Here is a 17,300-nt window from a genome sequence, read left to right on the forward strand (position 1 = left end):
CTTACTCCGCTTTGCTTATCGTGTTAACCAACTGATAGCCAAACCCGCGTACGGTACGAATCCGCGCTTTGCCGACTTTGTCACGCAGGTTGTGGATATGCACTTCCAGCGTATTGGTCGCCGGTTCATTATCCCAGTTGTAGATATCGTTGTAGAGAATTTCACGGTGTACCGGGCTACCGGCTTTCAACATCAGGCGCGAAAGTAGGGCATACTCTTTCGGCGTGAGATCCAGCAGTTCTTCGTCTAGCCAGACCTGGCGGCGGGTGACGTTCAGGCGCAGGTTCTCGACGGTAATCTCGTTATCGCCTTGATTCAGATTGCGGCGCAGCAGCGCGCGAATACGGGCGTTGAGCTCTTCCAGCGCAAACGGCTTCACCAGATAGTCATCGGCACCGGTATCCAGGCCGCTCACGCGGTCCTCGAGCGTATCGCGTGCGGTCAGTATCAGTACCGGCACGCTCATTTTTTCCTGGCGCATACGGTTGAGAAAGTGCAAACCGTCTTCGTCCGGCAGACCCAAGTCCAGCACCACCAGGCTGTAGTGCCCGTTGGCCAGACTCAGTGCTGCCTGTTGCGCCGTTTCCACACCGTCGCAGGCGTATCCTTCACTCTGCATTGCCAGAATCAGCCCCTGTAATAACAGGGTGTCATCTTCCACGACTAATATTTTCATCTGCTGGCCTCTATTTACAGGTGGCTAATATATCATCTGCTGCGTGATATTCCTGGGTCTCTACGCCCGTTAACCCCAGCATTGTAGAGAACAGATTATCCTGCGAGTAGTCATTTTCTTTGGCCTTTTGCTGCAAGCAAGCGTAATTAACGCCATAGCGTTTCTGATAATCATCAGATAACCATAACAGCATCGGCACATGTTTTTGCGTTTCTGGGGCAATGGAATAAGGCAGCCCGTGTAAATACACACCGTTTTCGCCCAGCGATTCACCGTGGTCGGAAAGGTAAACCAGGCTGGTGGTGAATTTATCCTGTTTAGATTGCAGCAGTTTTATCGCTTTATCGACAATATGGTCGACGTACAAAATGGTGTTGTCATAGCTATTTTTCAGCTGTTCCTGGCTACAGGACTGAATTTCACTCGTATCACAGGTTGGCGTGAAACGACGAAATTCCGGCGGATAACGGTTGTAATAGGTTGGGCCATGGCTGCCAATGGTGTGCAGCACAATCACGCCGTCACCCTGCATAGCATCAATCGTCTTTTCAAGGTCATGGAACAGCACATCATCGTAGCATTCGCCGTTGATGCACTGTCCTGGCAGATTCAGTGCGGTGACGTCCTGATGCGGTACGCGGTCGCAGGCGCCTTTACAACCGCCATCGTTGTCATTCCACTGCACCTGAATGCCTGCGCGCTGAATAATATCCAGCAGCCCTTCCTGGTGGTGTGCTAACGATTCGTCATAACCGGTACGCGGCATATTAGAGAACATGCAAGGGACCGATACCGCCGTCGCGGTTCCGCAGGAGGCCGTTTTGGGGAAATAGACGACGTTATCTTTTGCTAATAGTGGGTTGGTTTCGCGGTCGTACCCGCCCAGCGAGAAATTAGCGGCGCGCGACGTTTCGCCGACGATTAATATTGTCAGATTTTTGCGCGGCCCATTTTTCATCACCGCTTTCTGTTTGGCATCTTCGCCAATTTTTACCAGCGGCAAATTATCCATCTCATGGTGAAAATACCAGGAGTTCATCGCCACGATACTGTTGGACGGGTTCAGTGATTTCACCAGTTCTTTATTATTGCGGAACAGTGAGGCGTAATCTTTATAGAACAGTCCGGCGACCAGCAGGATTAACAGCACCGACACAGTCACGGTACCTGCACGCATTATTGTGCCGCGCCATACGCTTGCTGCTGGCTTAATTTTGATCCACCAGGCCAGCGCAATAGCGAACAGGGCGGTAAAACTAAATACCAAAACCATCTGCCCGGAGAGCAGCGCGTAGCTTTCCGCTGGCGTCGTATCGAGAATATTGGTGATCATCGAACGGTCAACAATAATACCGAAGTTCATCATGAAATACTGCGCGCTGGCGCTGAGCAAAATAAACAGCGTTGTGGCGACTTTCTCTAAACGAACCACCGACGCCAGGGCCAGCAAAATGGCCATGACCGCAAAGGCCACTACCGGCATGGACAGGAACACCAGCGCGTTGTGCAGACCATTGACCGGCAGCAGGGTATAGGCCTGGCGATAGAACGCGATGTTAAGCGCCAGAGCGATATAAAGTGAAAACAGGATGATATAGGTCAGTCGGTTGACGACAGGCCGTTGACGAAACAGGCGAAGCATAACGTTGAACCCAATGAAATTGATGTTCGCTATGCTGCCCGACGTTTTTTAAGACAACCTTAAGATTTTAAGGAAACTCGACCAAAAGCCTGAAGCGCTTCTTCCAGCGCGGCACGTAAAAGGTGGCGATCGTGGCGATAAGGAATGTCGCTTGCTTCGAGCGGTTGCTGAATCACCAGTTTGCCCTCGGTGCCGCAGACTTCTGTCTTCGGACCGACAATCACGGCATCGATAACCGGCTTACCAATGTAGTGTTCCAACAGCGCAAGACGATCGCCAAGCGTTAAATGCCCAGCCGGGCTGTGCTCGCGGCCCAGATTTTCGATGTAGACCATCTGCGCAGGAGTACGCCGCAGCGCTTGAGCAATTTCAGGTAACAGCAAAATAGGCAGCAGGCTGGTATAAAAGCTGCCCGGCCCGATAAGAATCAAATCTGCTTCGGCGATGGCCTGCACGGCCTCCCGGGTGGCCGATACCGATGGCGTGAGCATAAGCTCCTGCGGTGGCAGGGCGAGTTGATCAATATTCACTTCGCCATAAATTTCATGTCCCTCGCTGTCGATAGCCATTAAATCGACCGGCTGCTCGGACATGGGAATCAATGAGGCCTCAACTTTAAGCAGATTTCTTATTAAATTGATCGCCTCTAAAGGCCGGACGCTCAGGTGATCCAATGCCTTTAACATCAGATTTCCGAGGTTATGTCCTGAAAGTTCGCCGTTACCGCCAAAACGATACTCAAACATTGTTGAAGCAACGCTTGGTTCGGTAATTAACTGGTTGAGGCAGTTGCGCATATCGCCCCACGCAATGCCGCCCTCAGAACGGCGAATACGCCCGGTAGAGCCGCCGTTATCGGTGGTGGTGACAATGCCGGTCAGGCGAGAACCGAGCGATGACAGGGAGGACATCACGCGTCCAAGGCCGTGCCCGCCGCCCAGCGCCACAACGCGGTCGAGATCGGCAAAAGTGCGATTGCGCATACAACTTCCTTATGTCTGAAAAACCTGCTTACATTAGCCTAACTACCTCTAAAAGACGATGCTCCACCCGCATCAAAATGACGTATATCAATGCAAAAACGTGATTTTTACGTATTCTGTAGGGAAAGTGCACGATAGGCTCGCTATATACAACTTTATACAGCGAAAGCGAAAATGGCGAAACTGTTATTCTCGCGCTACTATTCGGCATAACATGGTTCAGTCATCCTGCCATGCAGGTTGAACAACACACTCTAGCCTCTGCGCCTAAGTTGAAAAATAGGGCGCTTTGGCCGCAACAGGCTTCACTGTTGCCAGGGCGAAGGAAGAAATGATCTCGCCTCCCGTATTTGGAAAGGTGTCTATGGCTTCACAACTCACTGATGCGTATGCACGCAGCTTCTACTATCTGCGTCTTTCGATTACCGATGTGTGCAACTTTCGCTGCACCTACTGCCTGCCAAACGGCTACCAGCCAAATGGAGTCACCAACAACGGCTTTCTGTCTCTGGACGAAATTCGCCGGGTGACGCGCGCCTTTTCGGCGTTGGGTACGGAGAAAGTACGTCTGACGGGCGGCGAGCCATCGCTGCGCCGCGACTTCTCCGACGTTATTGCCGCAGTGAGAGAAAATACCGCTATCCGCCAGATTGCCGTGACTACCAACGGTTATCGCATGGCGCGTGACGTGGCGGGCTGGCGTGATGCTGGCTTAACCGCGATAAACGTCAGCGTCGACAGTCTGGACGCGCGTCAGTTTCATGCCATCACTGGCCAGGATAAATTCCGCCAGGTAATGGACGGCATCGATGCCGCTTTTACCGCGGGCTTTGAAAAAGTGAAGGTTAACACCGTGCTGATGCGCGATGTGAACCACCACCAGCTCGACACCTTTCTGGCGTGGATCAAACCGCGCCGCATTCAACTCCGCTTTATTGAACTGATGGAAACCGGCGAAAGCAGCGAGCTGTTCCGCAAGCACCATATCTCTGGCATGGTGCTGCGCGATCAACTCCTCAAGCGTGGCTGGATCCATCAAATCCGTCAACGCAGCGACGGCCCGGCTCAGGTCTTCTGTCACCCCGACTACGAAGGGGAAATCGGCTTAATTATGCCGTATGAAAAAGACTTTTGCGCCAGCTGTAATCGTCTGCGCGTATCGTCCATTGGGAAGCTGCATCTGTGCCTGTTTGGCGATGGTGGCGTTGACCTGCGTGAACTGCTGGCGGATGACGCCCAGCAGCAGGCGCTGGAAGACCGCATTGCCGAAGCCTTAACTCACAAAAAACAGACCCACTTCCTGCATCAGGGCAATACCGGAATCACGCAGAATTTGTCCTATATCGGTGGATAATTCCAAATCAAGGAGCATGTAAATGAGTCAGGTGAGCGCTGAATTTATCCCAACACGCATTGCCATTCTTACCATTTCCAACCGTCGCGGCGAAGAAGATGACACCTCCGGTCACTTCCTGCGCGACTCCGCCCAGGAAGCCGGGCACCAGATAGTTGATAAGGCTATTGTCAAAGAGAACCGCTATCAGATTCGCGCCCAGGTTTCTGCCTGGATTGCCCGCGATGATGTACAGGTCGTGCTGATCACCGGCGGTACTGGTCTGACCGATGGCGACCAGGCCCCGGAAGCGCTGCTGCCGCTGTTTGACCGCGAAATCGAAGGCTTTGGCGAAGTGTTCCGCATGCTCTCCTTTGAAGAGATTGGTACCGCGACGCTACAGTCTCGCGCCGTCGCCGGCATGGCCAACCGCACGCTGATTTTCGCGATGCCAGGTTCCACCAAAGCTTGTCGAACCGCGTGGGATAACATTATTGCCCCGCAGCTGGATGCCCGTACGCGTCCGTGTAACTTCCATCCTCATCTGAAGAAATAAACGATGTCGCAACTGACCCATATCAATGCGGCGGGTGAAGCCCACATGGTGGATGTCTCCGCCAAGGCGGAAACCGTTCGCGAAGCGCGCGCTGAAGCGTTTGTTACCATGCAGCCGGAAACCCTGGCGATGATTATCGAAGGCAGCCACCACAAAGGTGACGTCTTCGCCACGGCGCGCATCGCCGGTATTCAGGCGGCTAAGCGCACCTGGGATCTTATCCCGCTGTGCCACCCGCTGATGCTGAGCAAGGTTGAAGTTAACCTGCAGGCCGAGCCGGAACATCACCGCGTGCGCATTGAATCACTGTGCCGTCTGACCGGGAAAACCGGCGTTGAGATGGAAGCGCTGACGGCCGCCTCGGTCGCCGCGCTGACGATTTACGACATGTGCAAAGCCGTGCAAAAAGATATGGTCATTGGCCCGGTTCGTCTGCTGGCGAAAAGCGGCGGCAAATCGGGCGATTTTAAGGCGGATTCCTATGATTAATGTGCTGTTTTTTGCTCAGGTCCGCGAGCTGGTAGGCATTGACTCGCTGGCACTAGCCCCTGAGTTTTCAACGGTTGAAGCTGTACGCCAGCATCTTGCGGCGCAGGAAGGGCGCTGGTCTCTGGCGCTGGAAGAGGGCAAGCTGCTGGCGGCGGTTAATCAGACGCTGGTGAGTTTCGATCATCCGGTTGCAGACGGCGACGAAGTGGCATTTTTCCCACCGGTAACAGGAGGCTAAGATGAGCGAGACCCGAATTATCGTCCGCCACGAACGCTTCAGCGTTGGCGACGAATACCCGTGGCTTGCCGAGCGCGATGAAGACGGCGCGGTCGTCACCTTTACCGGCAAGGTACGTAACCATAACCTGGGCGATAGCGTCAAAGCGCTGACCCTGGAACACTATCCGGGCATGACCGAAAAAGCGCTGGCCGAAATCGTTGATGCCGCACGCGAACGCTGGCCGCTTGGCCGCGTAACGGTCATTCACCGTATAGGTGAAATGTGGCCTGGTGAAGAGATTGTGTTCGTTGGTGTCACCAGCGCGCACCGAAGCAGCGCGTTTGACGCTGGCGAATTTATCATGGACTACCTGAAAACCCGCGCGCCGTTCTGGAAGCGTGAAGCTACGCCGGAAGGCGAGCGTTGGGTGGAAGCCCGCGATAGCGATAAACACGCTGCCGAGCGCTGGTAAGCCGTGAATGTGATACGCTTAGAATAAGTCCTACTCACACTCAGGAGAAAGTCATGGAACGATTCCCTCGATCCGATTCGATTGTGCAGGCGCGTAGCGGTCTGCAAACTTATATGGCGCAGGTATACGGCTGGATGACCTGCGGGTTGCTGCTGACGGCGTTTATCGCCTGGTATGCGGCTAACACCCCCGCGGTGATGATGTTTGTCTTTTCCAGTAAAATTACCTTCTTTGGTCTGATCATCGCGCAACTGGCGCTGGTGTTCGTGCTTTCGGGCATGGTGCAGCGTTTGAGTGCGGGCATGGCGACGACGCTGTTTATGCTCTACTCGGCGCTTACCGGGCTGACGCTATCGAGTATTTTCATCGTTTATACCTATTCGTCCATCGCCAGCACCTTCGTGGTGACCGGCGGGATGTTCGGTATTATGAGCCTGTACGGCTACACCACGAAACGCGACCTGAGCGGCTTTGGCAACATGCTGTTTATGGCGCTGATTGGTATCGTACTGGCGTCGCTGGTGAACTTCTGGCTGAAAAGCGATGCGCTGATGTGGGCTATTACCTACATCGGGGTGATTGTGTTTGTAGGCCTGACCGCCTACGACACCCAGAAGCTAAAAAATATCGGTGAGCAGATTGATGTTCGTGATTCATCGAACCTGCGCAAATATGCCATCCTTGGCGCGTTGACGCTGTATCTCGACTTCATCAACCTGTTCCTGATGCTGCTGCGTATTTTCGGCAACCGCCGCTAAATACCTCTCCGGCGTCGCTGCGCGACGCCGGGAATTTCACCTAATCCCCTGCATTTTCCTCTTCGTTAAATGAATGTTTAGGCACAATTCATCACTCTGTTGGTGAAAATAGTGACAACAGCGTCACAAAAAGCACCACTATTACGGAATTTTCCGTAGACTTGAGTACTCTGAATAAGCGAATAAAATTCTTCAGGAGAGAAGCCATGAAGTGGCAACAACGAATTCGTGTCGCAACAGGACTCAGTTGCTGGCAGATTATGTTGCATTTGCTGGTCGTCGCCGCACTGGTGATGGGCTGGATGGGCGGCGCGTTGGTACGCGTAGGCCTGGGGCTCTGCGTGCTGTATGCCGTGACCGTCGTATTGATGCTGGCGCTGCAGCGCCACCCTGAGCAGCGCTGGCGTGCCTTCGCCGACGTGCTCGAAGAGTTAACCACCACCTGGTATTTTGGCGCGGCGATGATTGCCGTCTGGCTGCTGTCACGCGTGCTGCACAATAACTACCTGCTGGCGCTGGCCGGGCTTGCTATCCTTGCAGGCCCAGCCGTGTTCTCACTGCTGGTGAAAGAGAAAGCCTCAGGCGATCTTGCGGCGAAACATCGCGTACGCCACTGATCCCGTCGTGGCCGCTATAAACAGTAGCGGCCACAAACTCCCCCAGATAATCGACAAACTCGCATCCTTCAAATAGATCTGCTTAGTGATATCAGTAAAGTGACGAATCGGGTTAATCCACGTCAGATGCTGTAACCATACCGGCATGTTCTCTACCGGCGACACGTAACCCGACAGTAGAATGGCGGGCATCATAAAGACGAATACCCCAATAAACGCCTGCTGCTGTGTCGAGCATAGCGACGAGATAAGCAACCCAAATCCCACCAGCGACAGCCCGTAAATCACCATCGTAAAGTAGAACAGCGCCAGCGACCCAGCGAAGGGGATCTGATAGGCCCATATCCCGACCGCTAGCACAATGCTTGCCTGGAAGGTGGCAACAATCAGCGCGGGCACCGCCTTACCGACGAATATTTGCCAGGTGGCAAGCGGGGAGACCAGCAGCTGATCGAGCGTGCCCTGTTCGCGTTCACGCGCCACCGACAGCGAGGTGACGATCATCACGCCGATGGTGGTGATCATGGCGATAAGCGACGGCACCACGAACCATTTGTAATCGAGGTTAGGGTTATACCAGTTGCGCACCACCAGTTCGCTGTTATTGGGCTTCGCTTTCCCTTCCAGCAGCTCCTGCTGATAGTTTTTGACGATCTGCTGTAAGTAGTTGGCGGCAATCTGGGCGCTGTTCGAGTTACGCCCGTCGAGCAATAGCTGCATCGGCGCGGTCTGGAACGTGTCGATATCGCGGGAGAAATCAGCCGGGAAGCGTACCAGCAGCAGCGCCTTCTGGGTATCGATAGTCGGCTGGATCTCCTGCGGGCTTTGCAGCAGCAGGACGTGGGTAAAGGCTTTGGCGCGGGCGAAGCGCTGGGTTAGCTCCACCGAATGCTTGCCGTTATCTTCGTTATAGACAGCGATGGTGGCGTTAGTCACCTCAAGCGTAGCGGCAAAGGGGAACAGCAGCACCTGAATCAGCACCGGCATGATCAGAATGGCGCGCGTCTGCGGCTCGCGCAACAGCGACTGTAGCTCTTTGCGGATAAGCGTCCATAAGCGGTACAGCATGTGAGTTCTCCGTTGTTCCCGGGATTTCTTCGTTCACCCCGGGAAAGCATCAATCCAACCGACGTTTGGTCTTCATCCACGTCAGGCCAATAAACATCACTGCCGAGGCAATCAAAAACAGCGTATTGACCATCAGCACCACCGGAATATTCCCCGCCAGAAACAGGCTTTGCAGCGTACTGACGAAATAGCGCGCCGGAATGATATAGGTCACCACGCGAATAGCCGCTGGCATACTGTCTATCTGGAAAATAAACCCGGACAGCATAATCGACGGCAGGAACGCGGCGTTCAGCGCCACCTGGGCGGCGTTAAACTGGTTGCGGGTGATGGTCGAAATCAAAAGCCCCATTCCCAGCGTGCTGAGCAAAAACAGGCTAGTGATGAAAAACAGAATCACCAGTGAACCGCGATACGGCACGCCGAGCACAAACACCGACACCAGCATACAGAGCAGCATCGCCAGCATGCCGAGGAAGTAGTAGGGGATAAGTTTGCACAGCAGCAGTTCGACGCGGGTCACCTCGGTGGAGAGCAGTGCCTCCATGGTGCCGCGCTCCCACTCGCGGGCGATTACCAGCGACGTCAGGATCGCGCCGATGACCGTCATAATGATGGTTATCGCCCCCGGAATAATAAAGTGCTGGCTGATGGCCGCCGGGTTAAACCAGTAGCGGGTCTGCACGTCGATGAGCGGCTCGAAGGTTTGGCCGCTATCTTCGGCGCGCTGTTTCTGCCACAGCTGCCAGATCCCCTCGACGTAGCCCTGCACAAAGTTTGCGGTGTTAGGCTCGCTGCCGTCGGTGATGACCTGAATGGGCGCATCGTTGCCCGGACGAGCCATATTTTTGTCGAAGTCGACCGGCACCACCACCAGGCCGCGAATGCGTCCGGCCTGCATCATCTCAATCAGCTGCTGGCGGTTGTCGCTGATGGTGGCGTCGATATAGGGCGAGCCGGTGAGGGTATGGGTGAAGTCCAGCGCCTCTTTGCTCTGCTGTTCAAGCAGCACGCCGACCCGCAGCTTGCTGGAGTCGAGGTTGATACCGTAGCCGAAAATAAACAGCAGCAACAGCGGGATCACCACCGCAATCAGCCAGCTGCTGGGATCGCGGACGATCTGCCGTGTTTCCTTCACGCACAGCGCGCGTACGCGCCGCCACGAAAGCCCTTTAGCGCTCATCGGCATGCTCCTTATCCCAGTCGTGGATGAGGGTGATAAACGCCTGTTCCATGGTGGGGTCAGGCTGTTGTTCATCCGCGGCTTTGGCTTTTAAATCGTCCGGCGTGCCGCTGGCAATCAGCTTGCCGCGATACACCAGACCGATACGGTCGCAGTACTCCGCTTCATCCATAAAGTGGGTGGTCACCATCACGGTCACCCCTTTTTCCACCATGCTGTTGATGTGCAGCCAGAATTCACGGCGAGTGATAGGGTCAACGCCCGAGGTTGGCTCGTCGAGGAACAGAATATCCGGCTCGTGCATCAGCGAGCAGGCCAATGCCAGGCGCTGCTTAAAGCCTAGCGGCAATGCATCTGTGGTATGGCGAGCGATAGCCTTCAGGCCAAACGCTTCGCTCATCCGTTCAATTTTTCCGTTCTGTACTCGCCCGCGCAGGCCGTATACGCCGGAGAAGAAGCGCAGGTTTTGCTCGACGGTCAGGTTGCCGTAGAGCGAGAATTTTTGCGCCATATAGCCTAAGTGCTGACGCGCTTTGCCCGAACCGGTTTTCAGATCCATATCCAGCACCAGCGCGTTGCCGGAGGTGGGTACCAGCAGGCCGCACATCATCTTGAAGGTGGTGGATTTCCCCGCGCCGTTTGGCCCGAGCAGGCCGAAAATCTCCCCACGCTTGACCGCGAAGTTAACGTGGTCGGTGGCGGCGAAATCTCCGAATTTCTTGGTGAGCTGTCTGGCTTCGATAACCGTCTCATCCGCCGTGCCTTCAACGGTATGCAGAATGGCTCCCAGCGGAGACTCAGAGGTGCCTGCACCGCCGAGCAGGTCGATAAACGCATCTTCAAAACGCGGCGTGGTCTCTGCAATTTCAAGCTCCGGCATCCCCGGCGCGCGTTTGAGATCTTCCGCCGTGGCCGATTTCTTCAGGATAACCCGCACCGAGCGCCCCTGAATCATGCCGTCGCTGACCATCTCCTGCTTCAGCGCGTGCTGTAACAGTCGGCGGTTATTCTCTACCGGGCTATGCATTAAAAAGCTGCGCCCGGCCATGGTGCGGGTGAGGGCGGTGGGTTCGCCCTGATAGAGCAGCTCGCCTTCGTTCATCAACAGCACGTCCTGGCACTGCTCGGCCTCATCAAGATAGGAGGTGCTCCAGAGGATCAGCATCCCGTCGCCCGCCAGTTCATGCACCATCTGCCACAGCTCTCGGCGGGAGATAGGGTCAACGCCGACGCCGGGCTCATCCAGCAGCAGCACCTTCGGCTCACCAACCAGCGTACAGGCGAGCCCCAGTTTCTGCTTCATGCCGCCGGAGAGCTTACCTGCCAGACGTGAGGTAAAGGGGCCGAGCGCGGTAAACTCCAGCAGGCGAGCGAAGGTTTTCTCGCGCGCCTCGCCGGTGACGCTGCGCAGGTCGGCGTAGAGGTTGAGGTTCTCCATCACCGTGAGGTCTTCGTAAAGACCGAACTTCTGCGGCATATAGCCCATCACCGAGTGCAGGGCGCTATCGTCACGAATCGGGTCGAGCCCCAGCACTTCGGCGCTGCCGTCGTCGGGCTTCAATAAACCCGCCAGCATGCGCATCAGGGTGGTTTTCCCTGCGCCGTCCGGCCCGACCAGCCCGGTGACGTAGCCCGCGTTAATCGTGCAGTCCAGCTTCGCCACCGCCGGTTTATTCATGCCGGTGAACTGTTTAACCAGCCCGTGCAGCTGAATCTGCTGTTTACTCATGGCGCGACTCATCGCCAAAGCGCAGGGTGACCGGCATGCCCTGACGCAGGCTATCGTCGGCATCAGTCACGATAATGCGCAGACGGTAAACCAGATCGGTACGCAGGTCTGGCGTTTCAACCGTTTTCGGGGTGAATTCTGCGGTAGGTGAAACAAAGCCAATTTTACCGTGGTATGGCTTATCCGGGCGGCCATCGGTATAGAGCAGAATTTCACGTCCCGGCTGCGCCTGGCTGAGATTTTTTTCATCTACATAGGCGCGAACCCAGACCGGGCGGGTCAGGGAGAGCGTCAGCACCGTGCTGCCCGCGCTGAGCATACTGCCTGGCTCCACGGCGCGGGTAAGCAGCGTACCGTCAGAAGGGGCGGTGAGCACGGTGTCCTGCAAATCCAGCGTCGATTGCGCCAGCTGCGCCTGCGCCTGTTCCAGATTGGCTTTGGCCTGGGCAATTTCCTGCGGACGATTACCGGCGCGGTACTGGCTTAATTTATCCTGCGCGGATTTCAGCGTCGCCAGCGCCTGGTCACGGGAGGATGTCGCGTTTGCCAGGTCGTTTGCTGACAGCAGCCGTTTGTTCCACAGCCCCTGCTGACGCTGCAAGAAGCTTTGCGCGTAGTCATAGGCGGCCTGCGCCTGTTTGACGGCCGCCGCCGCTTGGGCAATCTCTTCGGCCCGGTAGCCCGCCATCATCAGGTCGTACTGCGCCTCGGCGGTAGCAACGTTGGCCTTCGCCTGCATCAGCGCATTTTCAAATGGCGCTTTATCCAGCTCGCCCAGCGTCTGTCCCTGTTTGATGGCGTCCCCTTCATCAACCGTCAGGGATTGCAAACGCCCGCCGACGCGGAAGCTCATATTGACGGTGCGAATATCCACGTTACCGTACAGGGTGAGCCCGTTGTTTTGCAGGCTCTGATACCACCACGTCCCGCCGCCAATCACGGCGACGAGCGCCACGACAACCAGGATAAGGACAACCGGTTTTTTCATGAGGTCAGACTCCTTTGCGTTAATCCTTGCAGAATCAAATCGATGTGGCAGGTCACCACCTGGAAAATCTGTTCGGCCTTATCGGCGTCAAACTGTGACCAGCCGGTGCGCATCAGGATGGTTTCCCGTCCGAGGCGAAAGGCCAGCACTTCACCCAGCAGCGCGTGGGTATGGAGAATCATCTGCGTACTGTTGGCATCGCAGCCAGTATAGGCGGCAATCAGCCGGGTGAGGTGTGCGTGCAGCGGAGCGATGACCTGATCGTGGATCCGCTGGTAGGCGGCGGTCGGTGAAAGCTGCTCGCGGGAGATAAATTTGCTGAGGTTCAGGGTATCGTCCTGGGTCAGCAATAGGATCATGTTCTGGCAGGCGCGAAGAATCAGCGCGCGCATGGCGTCTCTGTCCGGTTCTGGTTGGGCAAAGAGCTGTTCTGCCGCTTCGGCGTGCGGGCGGAAGTTCTCGCCGATAAAGTCGGCAATCCATTGGGCGCAGGCCTGGTATAAATCTTCTTTTGAGCCAAAATAGTAGGTAATCGCCGCGATGTTTTGCCCGGCCTGGGCGGCAATATCTCGAGTGGTGGCATGCAGCCCATACTCGCCAAACTGAGCGAGCCCCGCGGCAATCAGCTGGCTTTTAGCCTGTTCACCTTTGCTGGTTATTGGCGTTGTATTCATGGTGCCACCAAAAGTTAATCAAACGATTGATTAAGATTATGCCGCGTTTTTAAACTTGTCCAGTCTGGTGAATAATCTTGTTTTCTTCCCCGGAGGGGATAATTTATGCGGTGCATCACAAAAACTGCTACACTCCGCCCCTTCATGACATTGTGGTTTTTGTCATTCCCCCGTTTTTTATCCCCTCGAAAACTACACCGCGTGCGGTCGGGGTGGGTGTGGAGTATTTATGTCTTTTGATTCCCTCGGACTGAACCCCGATATTCTGCGTGCCGTTGCCGAGCAGGGCTACCAGGAACCCACTCCTATTCAGCAGCAGGCGATTCCTGCTGTACTGCAGGGCCGTGACCTGATGGCCAGCGCGCAGACCGGTACCGGTAAAACCGCAGGCTTTACGCTGCCGCTGCTGCAACTGCTGGTGTCTCGCGAGCCGCACGTTAAAGGTCGTCGCCCCGTACGCGCGCTGATCCTCACGCCAACCCGTGAGCTGGCCGCCCAGATTGGCGAAAACGTCCGTGAATACAGCCGCTACCTGAATATCCGTTCGCTGGTGGTTTTCGGCGGCGTGAGCATTAACCCGCAGATGATGAAACTGCGCGGCGGCGTTGACGTACTGGTGGCAACGCCGGGCCGTCTGCTGGACCTCGAACATCAGAACGCCGTGAAGCTCGATCAGATTGAAATCCTGGTGCTGGATGAAGCGGACCGCATGCTGGATATGGGCTTTATCCACGACATCCGCCGCGTGCTGACCAAACTGCCGGCCAAGCGCCAGAACCTGCTGTTCTCGGCGACTTTCTCTGATGACATCAAATCGCTGGCAGAAAAACTGCTGACCAACCCGCTGGAAATCGAAGTGGCGCGTCGCAACACCGCTTCCGAGCAGGTGACGCAGCACGTGCATATGGTGGATAAAAAGCGTAAGCGTGAGCTGTTGTCGCAGATGATTGGTCAGGGTAACTGGCAGCAGGTGCTGGTCTTCACCCGTACTAAGCACGGCGCAAACCATCTGGCAGAACAGTTGAATAAAGACGGTATCCGCAGCGCTGCGATTCACGGCAACAAATCGCAGGGTGCGCGTACGCGTGCGCTGGCTGATTTTAAATCTGGTGATATTCGCGTGCTGGTGGCAACCGACATCGCCGCGCGTGGCCTGGATATCGAAGAGCTGCCGCACGTGGTGAACTACGAGCTGCCTAACGTCCCGGAAGATTACGTTCACCGTATCGGTCGTACCGGCCGTGCAGCGGCCACCGGTGAAGCGCTGTCTTTGGTGTGTGTTGATGAACTCAAACTGCTTCGCGACATCGAACGTCTGCTGAAGAAAGAGATCCCACGTATCGCCCTCGACGGCTATGACGTCGATCCGTCAATCAAAGCCGAGCCGATTCAGAACGGTCGCCAGCAGCGTGGCGGCGGCAACGGCGGTGGCCGTGGTCGCGGTCAGAGCCAGGGTCAAGGGCAGGGCCCGGGTCGTAGCCAGCAGCAGCCGCGTCGTAACGACGGCGGGGCACCGAAGGCCAAACCGCGCAGCGCGGAAGGTAAACCGGCTGGCGATAAGCCACGACCGCCGCGCCGCCCGCGTAAACCCGCAGCAGCACAGTAAATTGCGAGCCCGGCCGAAAGCCGGGCTTTCTTTTTTGCGGCAACGTACAGAAAATGCCACAATAGTGGCTGTTTATACAGTATCTCAGGTTTTCTCATGGCTTTGACCGCTGCGCTAAAAGCGCAAATCGCCGCCTGGTACAAGGCGCTCCAGGAACAGATCCCCGACTTTATCCCCCGCGCGCCGCAGCGGCAGATGATTGCGGACGTCGCCAAAACGCTTGCCGGGGAAGAGGGGCGGCACCTGGCGATTGAAGCGCCGACCGGCGTCGGGAAAACCTTGTCGTATCTGATTCCCGGCATTGCCATTGCACGCGAAGAGCAAAAAACGCTGGTGGTCAGTACCGCTAACGTCGCCTTGCAGGATCAGATCTACAGTAAAGACCTGCCGCTGCTACGTAAAATCATTCCCGACCTGCGCTTTACCGCAGCCTTTGGCCGTGGGCGCTACGTGTGCCCGCGTAATCTGGCGGCGCTCGCCAGCACCGAACCAAACCAGCAGGACCTGCTGGCATTTCTTGACGACGAGCTCACGCCAAACAATCAGGAAGAGCAGAAGCGCTGCGCGAAGCTCAAGGGCGACCTTGACGGCTATAAATGGGACGGTCTGCGCGATCACACCGATATCGCCATTGACGACGATCTGTGGCGTCGCCTGAGCACCGACAAAGCCAGCTGCCTGAACCGCAACTGTCACTATTATCGCGAATGCCCGTTCTTCGTCGCACGCCGCGAGATTCAGGAAGCGGAAGTGGTTGTCGCCAACCACGCGCTGGTGATGGCCGCGATGGAAAGCGAAGCGGTGTTGCCGGAGCCGAAAAACCTGCTGCTGGTGCTCGATGAAGGTCATCATCTACCGGATGTTGCCCGTGATGCGCTGGAGATGAGCGCAGAGATTACCGCGCCGTGGTATAGGTTACAGCTCGATCTCTTCAGCAAGCTGGTGGCGACCTGTATGGAGCAGTTCCGTCCGAAAACCACGCCGCCGCTGGCGCTGCCGGAGCGGCTGACCGCCCACTGTGAAGAGCTGTACGAGCTGATTGCCTCACTCAATAATATTTTGAATCTCTATCTTCCCGTCACTCAGGAGGCCGAGCACCGCTTCCCGATGGGCGAACTGCCCGACGAGGTGATGGAGATTTGTCAGCGTCTGGCCAAGCTCACCGAGATGCTGCGCGGGCTTGCAGAGCTGTTTTTAAACGATCTCAGTGAAAAAACCGGCAGCCACGATATCGTGCGGCTACACCGCGTGATTTTGCAGATGAACCGCGCGCTGGGCATGTTTGAGTCCCAGAGCAAACTGTGGCGGCTGGCTTCGCTTGCTCAGGCGTCGGGCGCACCGGTCACTAAGTGGGCGACGCGCGATATGCGAGACGGGCAGATGCACGTCTGGTTCCACTGCGTCGGTATTCGCGTGAGCGATCAGCTTGAACGCCTGCTGTGGCGCAGCGTGCCGCATATTGTGGTGACCTCTGCAACCCTACGTTCGCTGAACAGTTTCTCCCGTCTGCAGGAGATGAGCGGCCTGAAAGAGAAAGCGGGCGATCGCTTCGTGGCGCTGGATTCGCCGTTCAACCACGTCGAGCAGGGCAAAATCGTTATTCCGCAGATGCAGTATGAGCCGCTTATCGACAACGAAGAGCAGCATATTGCCGAGATGGCGGCCTATTTCCGCGAGCAGGTTGAGAGCAAAAAGCACCACGGTATGCTGGTGCTGTTTGCCAGCGGACGCGCGATGCAGCGTTTTCTTGAGTACGTCACCGACCTGCGGCTGATGCTGCTGGTGCAGGGCGATCAGCCGCGCTATCGGCTGGTGGAATTGCATCGTAAGCGGGTGGAGAACGGCGAGCGGAGCGTGCTGGTGGGCCTGCAATCTTTTGCCGAGGGTCTGGATCTGAAAGGTGACCTGCTCACACAGGTGCATATCCACAAAATTGCCTTCCCACCGATTGATAGCCCGGTGGTGATTACCGAAGGGGAGTGGCTGAAAAGCCTCAACCGCTATCCTTTTGAGGTGCAGAGCTTACCCAGCGCGTCATTTAACCTGATTCAGCAGGTGGGGCGACTGATTCGTAGCCAAGGCTGCTGGGGCGAAGTAGTTATCTACGATAAGCGGCTGTTGACCAAAAACTACGGTAAGCGTTTACTGAATGCGTTACCGGTTTTCCCGATTGAACGACCGGAAGTGCCGGAAGTGAAGCTGAAAGCCCCGACGGCGAAACCTAAATCGCCGCGCCGTAAAAAACGTTAACTCGGCATGTAGGCCTGATAAGCGTAGCGCCATCAGGCGGCCGCTGTGCACCACGA

At 56.1% G+C, this 17,300-nt stretch carries 17 protein-coding genes and 1 riboswitch; of the genes, 9 read left to right on the forward strand and 8 right to left on the reverse strand.

Going from position 1 to position 17,300, the window contains the following annotated elements; translation table 11 throughout:
• Window position 1 precedes the first annotated feature (1 nt).
• From pmrA to yvcK, 3 genes are read right to left on the reverse strand one after another with little or no spacing between them, the layout of a single operon-like run.
• Entirely contained in the window at window positions 2–676 is a 675-nt protein-coding gene (gene pmrA / locus GKAS_RS04330; protein WP_035892237.1) for a two-component system response regulator PmrA, read from the reverse strand.
• Between the two features lie 10 nt (window positions 677–686).
• Window positions 687–2,318: a phosphoethanolamine transferase EptA gene (gene eptA, locus GKAS_RS04335; protein ID WP_035892238.1), complete on the reverse strand. Its 1,632-nt coding sequence runs from the start codon at window positions 2,316–2,318 to the stop codon at window positions 687–689.
• A 59-nt stretch (window positions 2,319–2,377) separates the two neighbouring features.
• Window positions 2,378–3,301, reverse strand: a complete 924-nt coding sequence (gene yvcK / locus GKAS_RS04340) for a uridine diphosphate-N-acetylglucosamine-binding protein YvcK (protein WP_035892239.1) — start codon at window positions 3,299–3,301, stop codon at window positions 2,378–2,380.
• Window positions 3,302–3,541: 240 nt separating this feature from the next.
• Window positions 3,542–3,678: riboswitch (molybdenum cofactor riboswitch) on the forward strand.
• On the opposite strand from yvcK, the gene moaA reads away from it, so the two are divergent.
• The 7 genes from moaA to GKAS_RS04375 all read left to right on the forward strand — a co-directional run bounded on the left by moaA (window position 3,666) and on the right by GKAS_RS04375 (window position 7,746).
• Window positions 3,666–4,655: a GTP 3',8-cyclase MoaA gene (moaA, locus tag GKAS_RS04345; RefSeq protein WP_035892240.1), complete on the forward strand. Its 990-nt coding sequence runs from the start codon at window positions 3,666–3,668 to the stop codon at window positions 4,653–4,655. (Overlaps the previous riboswitch by 13 nt.)
• Before the next feature lie 22 nt (window positions 4,656–4,677).
• Complete coding sequence (gene moaB, locus GKAS_RS04350) at window positions 4,678–5,190, forward strand: molybdenum cofactor biosynthesis protein B (protein WP_035892242.1); 513 nt, start codon at window positions 4,678–4,680, stop codon at window positions 5,188–5,190.
• 3 nt (window positions 5,191–5,193) lie between these two features.
• Window positions 5,194–5,679, forward strand: a complete 486-nt coding sequence (moaC, locus tag GKAS_RS04355; RefSeq protein ID WP_035892244.1) for a cyclic pyranopterin monophosphate synthase MoaC — start codon at window positions 5,194–5,196, stop codon at window positions 5,677–5,679.
• Window positions 5,672–5,917 (forward strand): molybdopterin synthase sulfur carrier subunit, encoded by a 246-nt coding sequence (moaD, locus tag GKAS_RS04360; protein ID WP_035892245.1) that lies wholly within the window; start codon window positions 5,672–5,674, stop codon window positions 5,915–5,917. The genes moaC and moaD overlap by 8 nt, the downstream gene beginning before the upstream one ends.
• Before the next feature lies 1 nt (window position 5,918).
• The gene (gene moaE / locus GKAS_RS04365) at window positions 5,919–6,371 is read left to right on the forward strand and encodes a molybdopterin synthase catalytic subunit MoaE (protein ID WP_035892247.1); all 453 of its coding nucleotides are present in this window, start codon (window positions 5,919–5,921) and stop codon (window positions 6,369–6,371) included.
• A 53-nt stretch (window positions 6,372–6,424) separates the two neighbouring features.
• Window positions 6,425–7,129: a Bax inhibitor-1/YccA family protein gene (locus GKAS_RS04370; RefSeq protein WP_035892249.1), complete on the forward strand. Its 705-nt coding sequence runs from the start codon at window positions 6,425–6,427 to the stop codon at window positions 7,127–7,129.
• Between the two features lie 206 nt (window positions 7,130–7,335).
• Window positions 7,336–7,746: a YbhQ family protein gene (locus GKAS_RS04375; RefSeq protein WP_035892252.1), complete on the forward strand. Its 411-nt coding sequence runs from the start codon at window positions 7,336–7,338 to the stop codon at window positions 7,744–7,746.
• Here the strand turns inward: GKAS_RS04375 and GKAS_RS04380 are convergent.
• From GKAS_RS04380 to cecR, 5 genes are read right to left on the reverse strand one after another with little or no spacing between them, the layout of a single operon-like run.
• Window positions 7,708–8,814: an ABC transporter permease gene (locus GKAS_RS04380; RefSeq protein ID WP_035892254.1), complete on the reverse strand. Its 1,107-nt coding sequence runs from the start codon at window positions 8,812–8,814 to the stop codon at window positions 7,708–7,710. The genes GKAS_RS04375 and GKAS_RS04380 overlap by 39 nt on opposite strands.
• Window positions 8,815–8,863: 49 nt before the next feature.
• Window positions 8,864–9,997: an ABC transporter permease gene (locus GKAS_RS04385; RefSeq protein WP_035892255.1), complete on the reverse strand. Its 1,134-nt coding sequence runs from the start codon at window positions 9,995–9,997 to the stop codon at window positions 8,864–8,866.
• Window positions 9,987–11,726 (reverse strand): ATP-binding cassette domain-containing protein, encoded by a 1,740-nt coding sequence (locus GKAS_RS04390; RefSeq protein WP_035892257.1) that lies wholly within the window; start codon window positions 11,724–11,726, stop codon window positions 9,987–9,989. The genes GKAS_RS04385 and GKAS_RS04390 overlap by 11 nt, the downstream gene beginning before the upstream one ends.
• On the reverse strand, window positions 11,719–12,714 hold the full coding sequence (hlyD, locus tag GKAS_RS04395) for a secretion protein HlyD (protein ID WP_035892258.1): 996 nt from the start codon (window positions 12,712–12,714) through the stop codon (window positions 11,719–11,721). The genes GKAS_RS04390 and hlyD overlap by 8 nt, the downstream gene beginning before the upstream one ends.
• Entirely contained in the window at window positions 12,711–13,388 is a 678-nt protein-coding gene (gene cecR, locus GKAS_RS04400; RefSeq protein WP_035892260.1) for a transcriptional regulator CecR, read from the reverse strand. The genes hlyD and cecR overlap by 4 nt, the downstream gene beginning before the upstream one ends.
• Window positions 13,389–13,617: 229 nt before the next feature.
• On the opposite strand from cecR, the gene rhlE reads away from it, so the two are divergent.
• Both rhlE and dinG read left to right on the forward strand, forming a co-directional pair.
• Window positions 13,618–14,994 carry an ATP-dependent RNA helicase RhlE gene (gene rhlE, locus GKAS_RS04405; RefSeq protein WP_035892261.1) on the forward strand — a complete coding sequence of 459 codons (1,377 nt, stop codon included), beginning with the start codon at window positions 13,618–13,620 and terminating at the stop codon, window positions 14,992–14,994.
• Between the two features lie 96 nt (window positions 14,995–15,090).
• A complete protein-coding gene (gene dinG / locus GKAS_RS04410) occupies window positions 15,091–17,244 on the forward strand; it encodes an ATP-dependent DNA helicase DinG (RefSeq protein WP_035892262.1) in 2,154 nt (717 codons plus the stop codon).
• Window positions 17,245–17,300 lie beyond the last annotated feature (56 nt).

The sequence above is a fragment of the Kluyvera ascorbata ATCC 33433 genome, from assembly GCF_000735365.1.
Lineage (GTDB): Bacteria > Pseudomonadota > Gammaproteobacteria > Enterobacterales > Enterobacteriaceae > Kluyvera > Kluyvera ascorbata.